General features: G+C 66.0%; 15 protein-coding genes and 1 tRNA gene. 14 read left to right on the top strand and 2 right to left on the bottom strand.

The genetic code is table 11. The features are described 5' to 3' along the window. Positions 1-282 precede the first annotated feature (282 nt). The 5 genes from steA to xerD all read left to right on the top strand — a co-directional run bounded on the left by steA (position 283) and on the right by xerD (position 5,875). Positions 283-1,464 (top strand): putative cytokinetic ring protein SteA, encoded by a 1,182-nt coding sequence (steA, locus tag A5645_RS01505; RefSeq protein WP_036360545.1) that lies wholly within the window; start codon positions 283-285, stop codon positions 1,462-1,464. 16 nt (positions 1,465-1,480) lie between these two features. After that, on the top strand, positions 1,481-2,425 hold the full coding sequence (locus A5645_RS01500) for a copper transporter (RefSeq protein ID WP_065128268.1): 945 nt from the start codon (positions 1,481-1,483) through the stop codon (positions 2,423-2,425). 129 nt (positions 2,426-2,554) lie between these two features. After that, the gene (gene pyrG / locus A5645_RS01495; protein ID WP_065037093.1) at positions 2,555-4,318 is read left to right on the top strand and encodes a CTP synthase; all 1,764 of its coding nucleotides are present in this window, start codon (positions 2,555-2,557) and stop codon (positions 4,316-4,318) included. Next, positions 4,311-4,934, top strand: a complete 624-nt coding sequence (locus A5645_RS01490; RefSeq protein WP_065128267.1) for an NUDIX domain-containing protein — start codon at positions 4,311-4,313, stop codon at positions 4,932-4,934. Before pyrG ends, A5645_RS01490 begins: the two co-directional genes overlap by 8 nt. Before the next feature lie 8 nt (positions 4,935-4,942). Then, the gene (gene xerD / locus A5645_RS01485; protein ID WP_155767803.1) at positions 4,943-5,875 is read left to right on the top strand and encodes a site-specific tyrosine recombinase XerD; all 933 of its coding nucleotides are present in this window, start codon (positions 4,943-4,945) and stop codon (positions 5,873-5,875) included. 70 nt (positions 5,876-5,945) lie between these two features. Here xerD and A5645_RS01480 read toward each other — a convergent pair whose 3' ends face one another. Beyond that, positions 5,946-6,698, bottom strand: coding sequence for an O-methyltransferase (locus tag A5645_RS01480; protein WP_065128265.1), 753 nt, complete (start codon positions 6,696-6,698; stop codon positions 5,946-5,948). A gap of 54 nt (positions 6,699-6,752) precedes the next feature. Here A5645_RS01480 and A5645_RS01475 point away from each other — a divergent pair, with 54 nt between their 5' ends. From A5645_RS01475 to A5645_RS01440, 8 genes are all read left to right on the top strand, one after another. Beyond that, positions 6,753-7,862 carry a spore photoproduct lyase family protein gene (locus A5645_RS01475; RefSeq protein WP_065128264.1) on the top strand — a complete coding sequence of 370 codons (1,110 nt, stop codon included), beginning with the start codon at positions 6,753-6,755 and terminating at the stop codon, positions 7,860-7,862. Positions 7,863-7,975: 113 nt separating this feature from the next. After that, complete coding sequence (locus tag A5645_RS01470) at positions 7,976-8,839, top strand: ParA family protein (RefSeq protein ID WP_065037088.1); 864 nt, start codon at positions 7,976-7,978, stop codon at positions 8,837-8,839. Next, positions 8,827-9,663, top strand: a complete 837-nt coding sequence (locus tag A5645_RS01465; RefSeq protein ID WP_155767799.1) for a segregation/condensation protein A — start codon at positions 8,827-8,829, stop codon at positions 9,661-9,663. Before A5645_RS01470 ends, A5645_RS01465 begins: the two co-directional genes overlap by 13 nt. Before the next feature lie 110 nt (positions 9,664-9,773). Continuing rightward, the gene (scpB, locus tag A5645_RS01460) at positions 9,774-10,460 is read left to right on the top strand and encodes an SMC-Scp complex subunit ScpB (RefSeq protein WP_065128287.1); all 687 of its coding nucleotides are present in this window, start codon (positions 9,774-9,776) and stop codon (positions 10,458-10,460) included. Then, a complete protein-coding gene (locus A5645_RS01455; RefSeq protein ID WP_065128262.1) occupies positions 10,460-11,212 on the top strand; it encodes a pseudouridine synthase in 753 nt (250 codons plus the stop codon). The genes scpB and A5645_RS01455 overlap by 1 nt, the downstream gene beginning before the upstream one ends. Continuing rightward, a complete protein-coding gene (gene cmk, locus A5645_RS01450; protein WP_065128261.1) occupies positions 11,209-11,892 on the top strand; it encodes a (d)CMP kinase in 684 nt (227 codons plus the stop codon). The genes A5645_RS01455 and cmk overlap by 4 nt, the downstream gene beginning before the upstream one ends. Next, positions 11,889-13,289, top strand: coding sequence for a ribosome biogenesis GTPase Der (gene der, locus A5645_RS01445; RefSeq protein WP_065128260.1), 1,401 nt, complete (start codon positions 11,889-11,891; stop codon positions 13,287-13,289). The genes cmk and der overlap by 4 nt, the downstream gene beginning before the upstream one ends. Positions 13,290-13,373: 84 nt before the next feature. Continuing rightward, positions 13,374-13,450 (top strand) — tRNA-Pro (locus A5645_RS01440). 154 nt (positions 13,451-13,604) lie between these two features. Here the strand turns inward: A5645_RS01440 and A5645_RS01435 are convergent. Beyond that, positions 13,605-15,593, bottom strand: a complete 1,989-nt coding sequence (locus tag A5645_RS01435; protein ID WP_065128259.1) for a serine/threonine-protein kinase — start codon at positions 15,591-15,593, stop codon at positions 13,605-13,607. A gap of 212 nt (positions 15,594-15,805) precedes the next feature. Here A5645_RS01435 and A5645_RS01430 point away from each other — a divergent pair. Beyond that, positions 15,806-16,485: serine/threonine-protein kinase (locus tag A5645_RS01430; protein ID WP_155767798.1), on the top strand; the 680-nt coding region annotated here is incomplete at its 3' end.

The following is a 16,485-nucleotide window of genomic DNA, read 5'->3' as shown; positions in this document are numbered from 1 at the left end:
TGCGCACCTTCGGGGGGAACGGGGACCTAGCGGTAGCAGGACGCCCGCGAGCGTGCGCACCTCGCCCGCGAGCGTGCGCACCTCGCCCGCGAGCGTGCGTAGATGTACGCGGACACGCCGTTGCGGCTGGCAATCTGCGCACCTTCGCGCAGACGGGGCCGCGAAGGCCCGCAACAGACCCGCGATACAAATGTGACAGATGTGACGCTTTTAAACTTATGAGGCAGATGTTACGGCGCGCCTCCCCGGCCGCGGCGACCTTCGCCGACAGAATCGGCTCCCATGAAGATGTCAGCGCTTCTAACCCGCAACACCGTCCGGCCCGGTCTGATCGGCACCGCCCGCGTCGACCGCAATATCGATCGACTGTTGCGCAGGGTATGTCCCGGCGACATCGTGGTCCTCGACATCCTGGACCTCGACCGCATCACCGCCGACGCCCTGGTCGAAGCTGACATCGCCGCGGTCGTCAACGCCTCACCGTCCGTCTCGGGCCGGTACCCCAACCTCGGCCCCGAGGTACTGGTCAACAACGGCGTCACCCTGATCGACGAGACCGGGCCGGAGATCTTCAAGAAGGTCAAGGACGGCGCCAAGATCCGCCTCTACGAAGGCGGCGTCTACTCCGGGGACCGCCGCCTGATCCGCGGCACCGAGCGCACCGACCACGACATCGCCGACCTGATGCGCGAGGCCAAGAGCGGGCTGGCCGCTCACCTGGAAGCCTTCGCCGGCAACACCATTGAGTTCATCCGCAGCGAGAGCCCGCTGCTGATCGACGGCATCGGCATCCCCGACATCGACGTCGACATGCGCCGCCGCCACGTGGTGATCGTCTCCGAGGAGCCCAGCGCCGCCGACGACCTCAAAGCGCTCAAGCCGTTCATCAAGGAGTACCAGCCGGTGCTCGTCGGGGTTGGCCAGGGCGCGGACGTGCTGCGCAAGGCCGGCTACCGTCCGCAGCTGATCGTTGGCGACCCCGATCAGATCAGCACCGAAGTCCTCAAGTGCGGTGCCCAGGTGGTGTTACCTGCCGACGCCGACGGGCACGCCGCCGGGCTGGAGCGCATCCAGGACCTCGGGGTGGGGGCCATGACGTTCCCCGCCGCCGGCTCCGCGACCGACCTGGCTCTGCTGCTGGCCGACCACCACGGCGCGGCGCTGCTCGTCACCGCCGGCCACACCGCCAACATCGAAACGTTCTTCGACCGCACCCGTTCGCAAAGCAACCCGTCCACCTTCCTGACCAGGCTGCGCGTCGGGGAGAAACTGGTGGACGCCAAGGCGGTAGCCACCCTCTACCGCAACCACATCTCCGGCGGCGCCATCGCGCTGCTCGCACTGACCATGCTGATCGCCATCATCGTGGTGCTGTGGGTGTCTCGAACCGATGGTGTGGTGCTGCACTGGATCGTCGACTACTGGAACCGCTTCACTCTCTGGGTCCAGCACTTGGTGTCGTAAATAAGGACGTGAGTTCATGATCTCGTTACGCCAACATGCGATCTCGCTGGCCGCGGTATTCCTCGCGCTGGCCATCGGCGTCGTGCTCGGTTCGGGCTTCTTCTCCGACACCGTGCTGTCCAGCCTGCGTAACGAGAAGCGTGACCTCGCTGCCCAGGTCAGCACGCTCAACGATCAGCGCAACGCACTCAACGAGAAGCTGGGCGCGGCAAACACTTTCGACGCGCAGGTGCTCGGCCGCATCGTGCATGACGCGCTGGCGGGCAAGACCGTGGTGCTCTTTAGGACCCCGGATGCCAAAGACGACGACGTCGCCGCGGTGTCCAAGATCGTGGGGCAGGCCGGTGGGTCGGTCACCGGAACCGTGACGCTGACCCACGAGTTCGTCGAAGCCAATTCCGGGGAGAAACTGCGCTCGGTGGTCAACTCGTCGATCCTGCCCGCCGGCACCCAACTGAGCAGCAAGCTGGTCGACCAAGGGTCACAGGCCGGTGACCTGCTCGGCATCGCCCTGCTGGCCAACACCAATCCGCAGACGCCGGCCGTCGACGAGACCCAGCGCAGCACCGTGCTGGCCGCCCTGCGCGAGACCGGTTTCATCACCTACCAGCCCAACGACCACATCGCGGCGGCCAACGCAGCGGTGGTGGTGACCGGCGGCGGGCTGCCCGCGGATGCCGGCAACCAGGGCGTGACCGTCGCGCGGTTCACCGCAGCCCTGGCCCCGCATGGCTCCGGCGCGGTGCTGGCCGGCCGGGACGGCTCCGCCGGCGGCAGTGCCGCTGTGGCCGTGGCGCGTGCCGACGCCGGCATGGCCGCGTCGATCAGCACCGTGGATGACGTCGACAGCGAACCCGGCCGAATCACCGCCATCCTGGCTTTGCACGACCTGGTCAGCGGCGCCCGTCCTGGTCACTACGGCACCGGGCACGGAGCGACGTCGGTGACCGTTCCGCAGTAGCACCCCACTAGGGCGTGTTTGCCGCGGCGTTGCGCGGCGGATGTTAGGGTGGGTTTCCGTGGGTCGGCAGGCCCAGCTGGTAAAGGCTAGACAACTTATGCCCTGCCCGTCTTCACGGAGGTCGCCTCTTTGCGTAAGCATCCGCAAACCACCACCAAGCACCTCTTCGTCAGCGGTGGTGTCGCCTCTTCGCTGGGCAAGGGCCTGACGGCGAGCAGCCTGGGACAGTTGCTGACCGCCCGCGGGTTGGCGGTGACGATGCAGAAGCTCGACCCGTACCTCAATGTCGACCCGGGCACCATGAACCCGTTCCAGCACGGCGAGGTTTTTGTCACCGAGGACGGCGCGGAGACCGACCTCGACGTCGGGCACTACGAGCGATTCCTGGACCGCAACCTGTCCGGTTCGGCGAATGTCACTACCGGACAGGTGTATTCGACCGTGATCGCCAAGGAGCGGCGCGGTGAGTACCTCGGCGACACCGTGCAGGTCATCCCGCACATCACCGACGAGATCAAGCGGCGGATCCTGGCCATGGCGGAACCTGACGCCAACGGCCGCCGTCCCGACGTCGTGATCACCGAGATCGGCGGCACCGTGGGTGACATCGAGTCCCAGCCGTTCCTGGAAGCCGCCCGCCAGGTCCGCCACTACCTGGGCCGCGAGGACGTCTTCTTTCTGCACGTGTCGCTGGTCCCGTACCTGGCGCCGTCGGGCGAACTCAAGACCAAGCCCACCCAGCACTCGGTGGCCGCATTGCGCAGCATCGGTATCAGCCCCGACGCGCTGATCCTGCGCTGCGACCGCGATGTCCCCGAGGCGCTGAAGAACAAGATTGCGCTGATGTGTGACGTCGACATCGACGGCGTCATCTCCACCCCGGACGCGCCCTCGATCTACGACATCCCCAAGGTGCTGCACCGCGAAGAATTGGACGCCTTCGTCGTCCGCCGCCTGAACCTGCCGTTCCGTGACGTCGACTGGACCGAATGGGACGACCTACTGCGGCGCGTGCACGAACCACACGACACCGTGCGGATTGCGTTGGTGGGCAAGTATGTTGATCTTTCCGACGCCTACCTCTCGGTCAGCGAGGCGTTGCGCGCCGGCGGCTTCAAGCACCGCGTCAAGGTCGAAATCCATTGGGTAGCCTCCGACGACTGCGAGACGCCCAGCGGAGCGGCGCACGCCCTGGCCGACGTGCACGGTGTGCTGATCCCCGGTGGATTCGGAATCCGGGGCATCGAAGGCAAGATCGGGGCCATCCGGCACGCGCGTCAGCGCGGACTGCCGGTGCTGGGACTGTGTCTTGGCCTGCAGTGCATCGTGATCGAGGCGGCGCGCTCGGTCGGTCTGACCGAAGCGAATTCGGCCGAGTTCGAACCGGAAACACCCGACCCGGTGATCTCCACAATGGCCGACCAGGAGCAGATCGTGGCCGGGGAAGCCGACCTAGGCGGTACCATGCGACTGGGCGCCTACCCGGCGGTGTTGGATGCGGATTCGATTGTGGCGCAGGCGTATCAGGCCACCAACGTGTCCGAGCGGCACCGCCACCGCTACGAGGTCAACAACGCCTACCGCGAGAAGATCGCCGAGAGCGGCCTACGGTTCTCCGGGACCTCACCCGATGGGCATTTGGTGGAGTTCGTCGAATACCCGCCCGAGCAGCACCCCTTCATCGTCGGAACCCAGGCGCACCCGGAGCTGAAGAGCCGGCCGACCCGGCCGCATCCGCTGTTTGTCGCATTCGTCCGCGCGGCCATCGACTATCAAGAGGGCGAACTGCTCCCGGTCGAGATTCCCGAACATCACGAGCAGCATGCGCCCAACGGCAACGAGCATCGAGACAGCATCGGGCAGTCGCTACCTGAACCCGCCACCCGTGGGTGAGCACGATTTCCAGACAGTCTCGTCTGAAACTCTCTACCAGGGTGCAATATTCGCACTGCGCCGCGACCAGGTGAGCATGCCGGGCGGCAACGTCGCCAAACGGGAAGTGCTCGAGCACTACGGCGCTGTCGCCATCGTCGCGATCAACGACGACAACGAAATCGCGATGGTCTACCAGTATCGGCACACCTACGGTCGCAGGATCTGGGAGTTGCCGGCCGGGCTGCTCGATGCTCCCGGCGAGCCGCCCCACCACACGGCGGTGCGGGAACTCGAGGAGGAGGTCGGGCTGCACGCCGACACCTGGCACGTGCTGCTGGACGTGAACACCGCGCCTGGCTACAGCGACGAGTCGGTGCGCGTCTACCTGGCGACCGGGCTCACCGACATCGGGCGGCCCGAAGCGCACGACGAAGAAGCCGACATGACGATGCAATGGTTCCCGCTCGCCAAGGCGGTCGAACGGGTGATGAGCGGTGAGATAGTCAACTCCATCGCGATTGCCGGGATTTTGGCGGCGCACGCCGTCACCAGTGGCAGCGCCGAACCGCGGCCGCTCGACACCCCGTGGATCGACAAGCCGGAGGCGTTCGCCAAGCGCAAGGCGGGGCAGTGACGGCAGCCCTGACGCTCGATGCGCAGCTGCAGGGATATCTCGACCATCTGGCGATCGAGCGGGGCGTCGCGGCCAACACGCTGAGCTCGTACCGGCGCGACCTGCGTCGTTACTCAAAACATCTGGCGGAGCGCGGGATTCACGACCTGGCCAAGGTCGGCGAAGACGACGTCAGCGATTTCCTGGTGGCGCTGCGGCGCGGAGATCCGGAATCCGGCGCGCCGGCGCTGTCCGCGGTGTCGGCAGCGCGGGCGTTGATCGCGGTGCGCGGGCTGCACCGATTCGCCGCCGCCGAGGGACTGGCCGAGTTGGACGTGGCGCGGGCGGTGCGACCGCCGACCCCGGGGCGGCGACTGCCCAAGAGCTTGTCCATCGACCAGGTACTGGCGCTGCTGGAGGCCGCCGGCGGTGAGGACGCGTCCGACGGCCCGCTGACGCTGCGCAACCGGGCGCTGCTGGAGTTGCTGTACTCGACGGGGGCGCGAATCTCGGAGGCGGTGGGCCTGGACGTCGACGACATCGACACGCACGCCCGCTCAGTGTTGTTGCGCGGCAAGGGCGGTAAGCAGCGGCTGGTTCCGGTGGGCCGACCCGCCGTGGCGGCGCTGGACGCGTATCTGGTGCGGGGCCGTCCGGAGCTCGCACGGCGCGGGCGCGGCACACCGGCGATCTTCCTCAATGCCCGCGGCGGCCGGTTGTCCCGGCAGAGCGCCTGGCAGGTATTGCAGGACGCCGCCGAGCGGGCCGGCATCACCTCGGGGGTGTCCCCGCACATGCTGCGGCATTCTTTCGCCACCCATCTGCTCGAGGGCGGCGCCGACGTCCGGGTGGTGCAGGAACTCCTGGGCCACGCGTCGGTGACCACGACGCAGATCTACACCATGGTCACAGTCCACGCGCTGCGGGAAGTGTGGGCCGGCGCCCATCCGCGCGCCACGTAAGAGGGCGAGCAGACGCAAAGGCCCCCGCACGCACGGCGTGTCGGGGGCTTTTGCGTCTGCTCGCGCAAACCTAGCCCAGGTACGTCGACTCCAGCACCAGGTCGGACACCAGCGACTGATACTCCAAATGCGCCTTGTGCTCAGTGGTGTCGAACAGCTTGCCCTGCTGCTCGCGCATGTACGCGCGATACTTCGGCGCTCCGGGTACCCGGACATTGTCGGCCACAGCGATCGACCCCGGATGCAGCCAACCCCGGTCCAGAATGCTCTTCAGGTCGTCCAGGTAGGCGTCCTTGTCATGATCGAGGAACAGGAAATCCAGTGTGCCGGAACCGAATCTGTGCTCGTCGGCCAAGACGTCCAGGGTGCGGCCGCCGTCCCCGATGGTGCCGACGACACATGTCACCCGGTCCGCCACACCGGCATGAGTCCAGATGCGACGGGCGTTGACGGCGTTCGCATCGGCGAGCTCGACGGAGTACACCTTCGCGTTCGGAGCCGCTCGGGCGATCCGCAGCGCGCCATAGCCGACGTAAGTACCAAGTTCCAGCGCCACCGCTGGATTCGCGCGCCGCACGGCGGCATCGAGGATGGCGCCCTTCTCGTCACCGACGTTGATCAACATCGACTTTTCGTAGGCGAACTGGTCGATCTTGGCCAGCACGTCGTCGATATCGCCCGCCCGCGCGGTACCCAAGACGAAGTCGACGACGGCCGCTTCCCGTCCGTCACCGATCTGTCCGGTCTTGGTGATGTTGCGCGCACCGGTAACCATTCGCCATACCGACCACCGCAGCAGGGGAATGCGTCGCTTGAGGTCCATAGCGACACCATAAGCCCGGGAATCTGAGCACCCGCCACCGCGTTGAAAACCCTAATGACAGCCGCTCGCTCGACCTCCACCCCTGCTCTGAATGCACCGACGCTGTGGAGTCCGGCGCGCGTTCTGGTCACCCGTTCGGCGGCCGACCTGCCGCACGGCGCCGAGATCGTTCGGCGCTGTGAAGCCGCCGGTGTTACCGACATCCAGATTCTCAGGGCCGACCGGTTACCGCCACTGCGCGCCGAGAACGACCGGGCCGCCTATGCGCTGGCCAAGCGCACGCTGGCGGTGGTCGTCGCGCCGCCCAGCAAGCTTCGCCTGCAACCGATTCCACCTAGCGCGGACTGGCGCATCGACCTAGCCGAAGGCTGCCCCGCCCACTGCCAGTACTGCTACCTCGCCGGGTCGCTTTCCGGACCGCCGATCACGCGCGTCTACGCGAACCTGCCCGAGATCTTGGCCCAGATGGACGACCACATCGGACGTGGCAATGTCACCTCCGCATCGCTAGCGCGGGCACAGGAGGGCACCACCTTCGAAGCGTCGTGCTACACCGATCCATTGGCCTTGGAACACCTGACCGGCTCGCTGTCCGCAACAATCACCCACGTCGGAACCCGCGAATGGCCGGCACCGGTCGGATTACGGTTCGCGACGAAGTTCGACGACGTTGCGCCCCTGCTGGAGCTGCACCACACGGGCAGAACCCGGGTCCGGGTCTCGGTGAACGCCGCGGAGATCGCTCGCCGCTTCGAAGGCGGCACCGCCAAACTGCCGCGCCGCGTCGACGCCCTGCGCGCGCTCGCGCTGGCCGGCTACCGCGTCGGCCTGACCATCGCCCCGATCATGCCGATCCCGCACTGGCGTGAGGGATACAGCGCACTGCTACATCAGGTCGCCGACGCCGTCGTCGACATCCCCAACGTCGACCTCACCGTCGAGTGCATCACCCACCGGTTCACCGAGGGCAGCAGAGAAACGCTGTTGGGTTGGTACCCGCGGACCAAGCTCGACATGGACGAGGCCTCACGGACCCGCAAGTTCGGCAAGTACGGATCGGCCAAATACGTCTACCCAAAGGACACGATGGGTGAGCTGCGCTCATGGTTTGAGACCGAGCTGGCCGCGACGCTGCCCGCCGCCCGGACCCTTTACTGGACCTGACTACCGCATCGCTCGGTGCGTTGCCTGCGGGTCTCCCGCCGCAGGCGGGCCCAGCCGTTAGACTTTCCTGCGATGTCCACGCTGACGCCCGCCACCACCTGCTGCAGGCGGGCATGACCGATCACCCCGACAGCGGTCCGGAGCTCGGCCTGACCGGCCGGCCGCCGCGGGCGATTCCTGATCCTCAGCCGCTCGTCGCGCACGGACCGGCCAAGGTCGTGGCGATGTGCAACCAGAAGGGCGGAGTCGGCAAGACCACGTCGACGATCAACCTGGGCGCCGCGCTTGCCGAATACGGCCGCCGGGTGCTGCTGGTGGACATGGACCCGCAGGGCGCGTTGTCGGCCGGGCTGGGCGTGCCGCACTACGAGCTGGAAAAGACTATCCATAACGTACTGGTCGAGCCGCGGATATCGGTTGACGACGTGCTGCTGCACACCCGGGTCAAGAATCTCGATCTGGTGCCCAGCAACATCGACCTCTCCGCCGCGGAGATTCAGCTGGTCAACGAGGTAGGCCGGGAACAGACTTTGGCCCGGGCGCTGTATCCGGTACTCGACCGCTACGACTACGTGCTGATCGACTGCCAGCCCTCACTGGGTCTGCTCACCGTCAACGGGCTGGCCTGCGCCGAGGGTGTGGTCATCCCTACCGAATGCGAATTCTTCTCGCTGCGCGGGCTGGCGCTGCTCACCGACACCGTCGACAAGGTGCGCGATCGGCTCAACCCCAAGCTCGACATCAGCGGCATCCTGATCACCCGCTATGACCCGCGCACCGTCAACTCCCGCGAGGTGATGGCCCGCGTCGTGGAGCGGTTCGGTGACCTAGTGTTCGACACCGTGATCACCCGTACCGTCCGATTCCCGGAGACCAGCGTCGCGGGGGAGCCCATCACCACCTGGGCGCCGAAATCCAGCGGTGCCCTGGCCTATCGCGCGCTGGCCCGCGAGTTCATCGACCGATTCGGCGTGTGAGAAGCGAAAACAAAGGTCACGCGGCACCCGAGAACGGCTCCTCGGATGGCTTTCAAGTTCGGCTGACCAACTTCGAGGGGCCGTTCGACCTGCTGCTGCAGCTCATCTTTGCGCACCGCCTCGACGTCACGGAGGTGGCGTTACACCAGGTCACCGATGACTTCATCGCCTACACCAAGGCCATCGGCCCGCAGTTGGAGCTGGAGGAGACCACCGCGTTCCTGGTCGTCGCTGCGACATTGCTCGACCTGAAGGCAGCGCGGTTGTTGCCGACCGGGCGGGTGGACGACGAGGAAGACCTCGCTCTGCTGGAGGTGCGCGACCTGCTGTTCGCGCGGCTGTTGCAATACCGGGCGTTCAAGCACGTCGCGGAGATGTTCGCCGAACTCGAGGCGACCGCGCTACGCAGCTATCCACGCTCGGTCTCGCTGGAACAGCGTTTCGAGGGCCTGCTGCCCGAGGTGATGCTCGGCGTGGACGCCATGCGGTTCGCCGAGATCGCCGCGGTCGCCTTCGCCCCGCGGCCGGTGCCAACGGTGGCCACCGGACACCTGCACGTGCAGCCGGTATCGGTCCCCGAGCAGGCCAGACACATCCTGACGATGCTGGAAAGCTTGGGCAGCGGCCAGTGGGCCTCGTTCTCCCAGCTCGTCGCGGACTGCACGGTGCCGGTCGAGATCGTCGGGCGCTTCCTCGCGCTGCTCGAACTGTATCGTTCGCGGGCGGTAGCATTCGACCAGTCCGAGCCCCTAGGCGTGCTCCAAATTTCCTGGACCGGCGAGCGACCGACCGCCGAATCCCTGTTAGAAGTGCGAGATCAATGACCGACCCGCGGCGCGACGATGCAGAGCGTAGCGATGAGGAGGAGCGCCGCTCGATGAACGACCTGCGGCGCGACGATGCAGAGCGGAGCGATGAGGAGGAGCGCCGCTCGATGAACGGAAGCTCTGAGCTCGATGCGGGCATCCCGGACATCGCCGAGCCCGCGGAAATGGACCCCGACGAAATCGGCCGGGTTCTCGAGGCGCTGTTGCTGGTGGTGGACACCCCGGTGACTGCCGAGGCGCTGGCCTCGGCCACCGGTCAGCCCGTCTACCGCGTCGCAGCCAAACTGCAGCTCATGGCCGACGAGCTCACCGAACGCGACAGCGGCATCGACCTGCGGCACACCAGCGAGGGATGGCGCCTCTACACTCGCGCCCGGTTCGCGCCGTTCGTGGAGAAGCTGTTGCTGGACGGCGCGCGCAGCAAGCTCACTCGCGCCGCGCTGGAGACGCTGGCCGTTGTCGCCTACCGCCAGCCGGTGACTCGCGCCCGGGTGAGCGCGGTGCGCGGCGTGAACGTGGACGCGGTGATGCGCACCCTGTTGGCGCGCGGGCTTATCACCGAGGTCGGCAACGACGAGGACAGCGGCGCGGTGACGTTCGCCACCACCGAACTGTTCCTGGAACGCCTCGGGCTCAACTCGTTGGCCGATCTGCCGGACATCGCACCGCTGCTGCCCGATGTGGACACCATCGACGACCTCAGCGAATCCCTGGACAGTGAGCCACGTTTCATCAAACTCGCCGGCGGTCAAGCGGCCGATCCTTTACTGACGTTCGACGTGGACCACGACTGATGGTGGAGTTCGCGGAGCCGCAGGGCACGCGCCTGCAGAAGGTGTTGTCTCAGGCCGGAATTGCGTCCCGGCGCGCCGCCGAGAAGATGATCCTCGACGGCCGCGTCGAGATCGACGGGCAGGTGGTGACCGAATTGGGCACCCGGGTCGATCCCGACCAGTCGGTCATCCGCGTCGACGGCGCCCGGGTGGTGCTGGACGACTCGCTGGTTTATCTCGCGCTGAACAAGCCGCGCGGTATGCACTCGACGATGTCCGACGATCGTGGCCGGCCCTGCATCGGTGACCTCATTGAACGAAAAGTTCGGGGCAACAAGAAGTTATTCCACGTCGGGCGGTTGGACGCCGATACCGAGGGTTTGATCCTGCTGACCAACGACGGCGAGCTGGCGCACCGGTTGATGCATCCGTCCCACGAGGTGCCCAAGACCTACCTCGCGACCGTGACGGGTGCTGTGCCGCGCGGACTCGGTAAGCAATTGCGGGCCGGCATCGAGTTGGAGGACGGGCCGGTGCGGCTCGACGATTTCGCCGTAGTGGACTCGATCCCGGGGAAATCGCTGGTGCGGGTGACGCTGCACGAAGGACGTAACCGCATCGTTCGCCGATTGCTGGCCGCGGTCGGATTTCCGGTGGAAGCGTTGGTGCGCACTGACATTGGCGCGGTCACCCTGGGCAAGCAGCGCCCGGGCTCGGTGCGGGCGCTGCGTCGGGATGAGGTCGGTCAACTGTACAAGGCGGTGGGTTTGTGAGCGCGCTCGTCGTGGCCATCGACGGTCCGGCCGGCACCGGAAAGTCCTCTGTCTCCAAGGGTTTGGCCCGCGGCCTGGGGGCACGGTTTCTGGACACCGGAGCGATGTACCGGATCGTGACGTTGGCCGTGCTGCGCGCCGGAGTCGACCCGTCGAATGCGGAGGCCGTCGGCGAGACCGCGTCGGACGTGCAGCTGTCCGTCGGCTACGACCCTGACGACAGCAGCTTTTACCTTGCCGGCGAAGATGTTTCGGCAGAGATCCGGGGTGACGACGTTACCCGGGCGGTCTCGGCGGTGTCGGCAGTTCCGACGGTGCGCACCCGGTTGGTCGACATTCAACGCGAAATGGCCGAGGGCCCGGGAAGTATCGTCGTGGAGGGACGGGACATCGGCACAGTCGTGTTCCCGGATGCACCGGTGAAGATCTTCCTCACCGCTTCGGCCGAAACCCGCGCGCAACGCCGCAACGCCCAGAACGTCCGGGCGGGCCTGGCCGACGATTACCCGGCCGTGCTGGCCGATGTGCGCCGGCGCGATCACCTGGATTCCACTCGTGCGGTGTCGCCGCTGCGCGCGGCCGAGGATGCGATCGTCGTCGACACCAGTGACATGACCGAGAACGAAGTGATCGCCCACCTGTTGGATTTGGTCACGCAGCGAAGCGAGGCGATGCGGTGACGCAGGACGGCACCTGGGCGGACGAAAGCGACTGGGAACTCAGCGCTTTCGAACTGGACGAGCTGGCCGAGGCCGGGCCGGCGCCCGTCGTGGCGATCGTGGGACGGCCCAACGTCGGCAAGTCGACGTTGGTCAACCGGATCATCGGCCGGCGCGAGGCCGTGGTTCAGGACGTTCCCGGCGTGACCCGTGACCGGGTGTCCTACGAGGCGCTGTGGACCGGACGCCGGTTTGTGGTGCAGGACACCGGGGGATGGGAGCCTGATGCCAAGGGACTGCAGCAGCTGGTGGCCGAGCAGGCGTCGGTGGCCATGCGCACCGCGGACGCGGTAATTCTGGTGGTCGACGCCACCGTGGGCGCCACCGCTCCCGACGAGGCCGCCGCTCGTATCCTGCTGCGCTCGGGCAAGCCGGTGTTCTTGGCGGCCAACAAGGTTGACAGTGAGAAGGGTGAGGCCGACGCGGCCGCCTTGTGGTCACTGGGTATGGGCGAGCCGCACGCGATCAGCGCCATGCATGGGCGCGGTGTGGCCGATCTGCTGGACGCGGTGCTCGAGGCGCTGCCCGACGTTTCCGAAGCGGCGCCGCGCGCCGGTGGTCCTCGCCGGGTCGCACTGGTGGGAAAACCCAACGTAGGCAAGAGTTCTCTGCTGAACAAGCTGGCCGGTGACGAGCGGTCGGTGGTGCACGACGTCGCGGGTACGACGGTCGACCCGGTGGACTCGCTCATCGAATTGGGCGGGAAAGTCTGGAAGTTCGTCGACACCGCAGGGTTGCGCCGCAAGGTCGGGCAGGCCAGCGGGCACGAGTTTTACGCCTCGGTCCGCACGCACGGCGCCATTGATGCCGCCGAAGTGGTGATCGTGCTGATCGACGGGTCCCAGCCGTTGACCGAGCAGGATCTGCGGGTGCTGTCGATGGTGATCGAGGCCGGGCGGGCGCTGGTGTTGGCCTACAACAAGTGGGACCTGGTCGACGAGGACCGCCGCGAGTTGCTGGAGCGGGAGATCGACCGGGAACTGGTCCAGGTGCGGTGGGCGCAGCGCGTCAACATCTCGGCCAAGACCGGCCGGGCGGTGCAGAAGCTGGTGCCGGCGATGGAGAACGCGCTCGCGTCATGGGACACCAGGATCGCAACCGGTCCGCTGAACGCGTGGATCAAGGAGGTCGTCGCGGCGACGCCGCCTCCGGTGCGCGGCGGCAAGCAGCCGCGGATCCTGTTCGCGACGCAGGCCACCGCGCGGCCGCCGACGTTCGTGCTGTTCACCTCGGGTTTTCTGGAGGCCGGATACCGGCGCTTCCTGGAACGACGGCTGCGTGAGACGTTCGGTTTCGAAGGCAGCCCGATCCGGATCAATGTGCGGGTGCGGGAGAAGCGCGGGCCTAAGCGTCGCTGATGGTCCCGGTGCGAGGTGGCGTCGCGGGTGCCCGATGGCTCTGCGGTAGGCTGTCGACCTGCTGCTGGTGAATGCCGGCGGCACCGGGCTGTGGCGCAGTTTGGTAGCGCACTTGACTGGGGGTCAAGTGGTCGCAGGTTCAAATCCTGTCAGCCCGACCAGTTCGTGTCTCGGAACATCGTTGACAGGTGTCCCGAGACATGGTTTACACCTATCGGTGATGACGCCGGCTGCGTCGATGACGTCGGTGCGCACGATTCTTGAGCCCCGCTTTGCGCTACCGCACCCACATCGTCCCGATTTCGCAGTAGTGACTCAGTCCCCGAGGCGTTGGTAAGTAGTCGTTGTAGCAGTGTGTCCATCGCACTCGGTACCGCCCGTTGCAGTGTCCCAGCCGCGACCCGTGAGTAAGGTGATGGGATTTTGTGGCGGGTCGGGAAGAGGAAATTCCGCCGACGCTTTTAGCTGTACTTGCTTGTCGTCGAGGTTGCAGCCCACCTTGTAATCGAGGTTCCACGACCATTTACTGTCCACCCACAGAAGAACCTGAGTCTGGCCGGCGGGGTCGCTGACAAAAGAGCTGATGCATCGTGCCCGTGCGCGCAGGCAAGAGGTCAAGACTGGCCCTTCATGCACGGCTGGTATGCCGGTGCCGCGGTTGTATGTCACCCGGTATCGGCCATGAAGCGCATCTGCCGGTGATCCGGTGCGTGGCGGTTGACTCGCCGGATCCGGCACGCTCGCCTCTCCTACTACCGCGATTCGCGCTAGAGACACGGACCGCTTGGCTTGGCAGCCGGTGCTGGCATCGATGATGGTTTCGTAACCGGAAAAAGCCGTGCCGTCGGGCTTTGGGGTTAGCCGGAGGACTTCCCAAAGTTCCGATGTAGCAGTCTCTGGACACGCAATTCGAAAGCTCTGCGGTGCTGACGTCTTGTCGATGATGTCCACACCAACCCACTGAGCGCCAATCTGGTCCAAGACGAGCGACTTCTCGGGATCGGGGCCGCTCAATGTAGCGGTCGCTACGCATCCTGTTGACGGGCAACTGCTGCGGACCGCGTACATCCCCGTTGCCGCGGCTGCGATTTCGCCACCCGACGTGGGCAGCAAAGCACCAAACACGACACTGAACGTGCCCGTAAACGGACCAGTGGGACTGGCGGTGACTGACTCCCGTTTATCTTCGTGCTTCGCAAGGATCAGCGTCACACCCACTGCAACGATCACGAAGGCAGCCACGGTGGCCAAGACGAACCCGCTGCGATTTGGCCGCGCTTTCTTCGCTGGTGAAGCGCGATGTGGGTCCGGCGGCGTGGACGCCCGCCGTCGGGCAGGTGCCGGGATTGTGCTGGCCTGGTCGATGGGCGGGGCGCTGGGAAGGGAATAATTTGTCGGCCGGGCTTCTGCCGGCTTGGGTGGTCCGCCCGGGACTGCACGGTTCGGGGCGGACGGGATTCTTGGTTTGGCGGGTACATCGGCTCGGCGAATCGGCGTAGTCGTGGCGTGGTGTGCGGCGGCGGCGAGTTCGACGGTGGTGGCGTAGCGATGATCGGGCTCCTTGGCCATCCCAGTGGCGATCACAGCGTCGAGTGTGGCGGGCACGTCGGGTTGGGTGGTCGAGGGTTGCGGGGGTGGGGTGTGCATGTGGGCATACATCAAGTTGGCGCTAGTGGACCCGGCGAAGGGCGGCCTGCCGGTCAGGCATTCGTAGAGCACACAGGTCAGGGCGTAGATGTCGGCGCGAGGATCGTCGGTGTTGTCGGTCATCCGTTCCGGGGCCATGTATTGGAACGTGCCTATCGCATTGCCGGTCCCCGTCAGGCGGGTGTCGTCGGTCGCGCGGGCGATACCAAAGTCGATTAGGTAGGCGAAGTCGTCCTTGTCGAGCAATACGTTGGAGGGCTTGACATCTCGATGGACGAGTCCAATCTCATGGGCGGCGTGCAATGCCTTCGCCACCTGTTCGATTATGCGCACCGCGCGATCCGCTCGCAAAGGCCCCTCGGCCAGCACTGCTTGAAGGTCGCGACCGTCAATCAACCGCATGCTGACGTACAGCCGCCCTTCAATTTCGCCGTAGTCGTATATCGGGATAACGTGCGGACTGTTCGTTCGCGCGGCTGTTTGCGCTTCTCGTAGGAATCGCTTCTGAAATTTGGGGTCGTCAGAGTACTGGGCGAGAACGGTTTTGATCGCCACCATCCGGTCGGTCACCGTGTCGTGGGCCCGCCAGACCTCACCCATGCCGCCGCGACCCAATAACGAGATCAGCGCGTACCGCCCGAACGGAGATCCCTCCACGTTTCCCCCTGATCACCTCGGGCAGAAATACCAGGATGCTAACAACGTCGCAGAATCCAGCAACCGCTATCGTCGCGCAGCGGCGGCAACATCTTGAGCCAGGGCAAATCCCAGTGGAAAATTCGACGACCAGAACAGGTCGCAGACCGGCCCCATCCCTGCGCGACTGGTTTCCGCGGCAAACGCACTGGCTTACTGATTGAATACCCTCAGTGAACGACGGAGGGATCGAACTCGTGCGGGATTACCAGAGGCTCAGTCTCGTTCACGGCACAGGCACGACGGTGTGGAGAGGTTTCGACCCCGGTCTGCGCCGCGACGTGGCCCTCAAAAGCGTGAACGGCTCAACAGCGGTGGCCGATGCTCGGCGCACCGCCGAGGCGCTGTCGGTTCTGCGGCATCCGAACATCGTGTCGGTTTACGACGCCTTCGATGACGACGCGGGAACGTGGTTGGTGGAGCAATGGGTGTCGGGAGCGCCATTGCCCTCGGTGCTGTCACGGACGCCCACGCTTCTCGCGGTCGATGCGTTGGCATTGGTACGCGGTGTACTTACCGGGTTGGCTCACGCACACGACCGCGGTGTGGTCCACGGCCGAATATCCCTGGCCAGCATCATGATCGACGAATCAGGGACACCGTTGCTCGGGGATTTCGGAGCGACGCAGACCGGCGCAGAGGGTGCGCTGTACACCTCGCCCGATGTCGCGGCGGGTGCAGCAGCCGATAAGCGCTCCGACGTTTACAGCGTCTGCGTGGTGCTAGTCGAATTGCTGAGTGGTCGAAAGCTTGTCGCTGACCCGCTCCGCGCGGAGCTCACGGCGCCTGACCTGTCAGGCATCGAGGCGCCCATTGCCGCAGTGCTGGCAGATGGGCTCCACGTCGACCCGAG

It is taken from the genome of Mycobacterium asiaticum (genome assembly GCF_001673635.1).
Lineage (GTDB): Bacteria > Actinomycetota > Actinomycetes > Mycobacteriales > Mycobacteriaceae > Mycobacterium > Mycobacterium asiaticum_C.
This window is presented reverse-complemented; position numbering and strand designations above follow the sequence as displayed.

Coding starts and splice junctions, on each gene's coding strand:
- steA (WP_036360545.1), top strand. CDS start 283: ATGAAGATGTCAGCGCTTCTAACCCGCAACACCGTCCGGCCCGGTCTG.
- A5645_RS01500 (WP_065128268.1), top strand. CDS start 1,481: ATGATCTCGTTACGCCAACATGCGATCTCGCTGGCCGCGGTATTCCTC.
- A5645_RS01480 (WP_065128265.1), bottom strand. CDS start 6,698: ATGGACCTCAAGCGACGCATTCCCCTGCTGCGGTGGTCGGTATGGCGA.
- A5645_RS01475 (WP_065128264.1), top strand. CDS start 6,753: ATGACAGCCGCTCGCTCGACCTCCACCCCTGCTCTGAATGCACCGACG.
- A5645_RS01470 (WP_065037088.1), top strand. CDS start 7,976: ATGACCGATCACCCCGACAGCGGTCCGGAGCTCGGCCTGACCGGCCGG.
- scpB (WP_065128287.1), top strand. CDS start 9,774: ATGAACGGAAGCTCTGAGCTCGATGCGGGCATCCCGGACATCGCCGAG.
- A5645_RS01455 (WP_065128262.1), top strand. CDS start 10,460: ATGGTGGAGTTCGCGGAGCCGCAGGGCACGCGCCTGCAGAAGGTGTTG.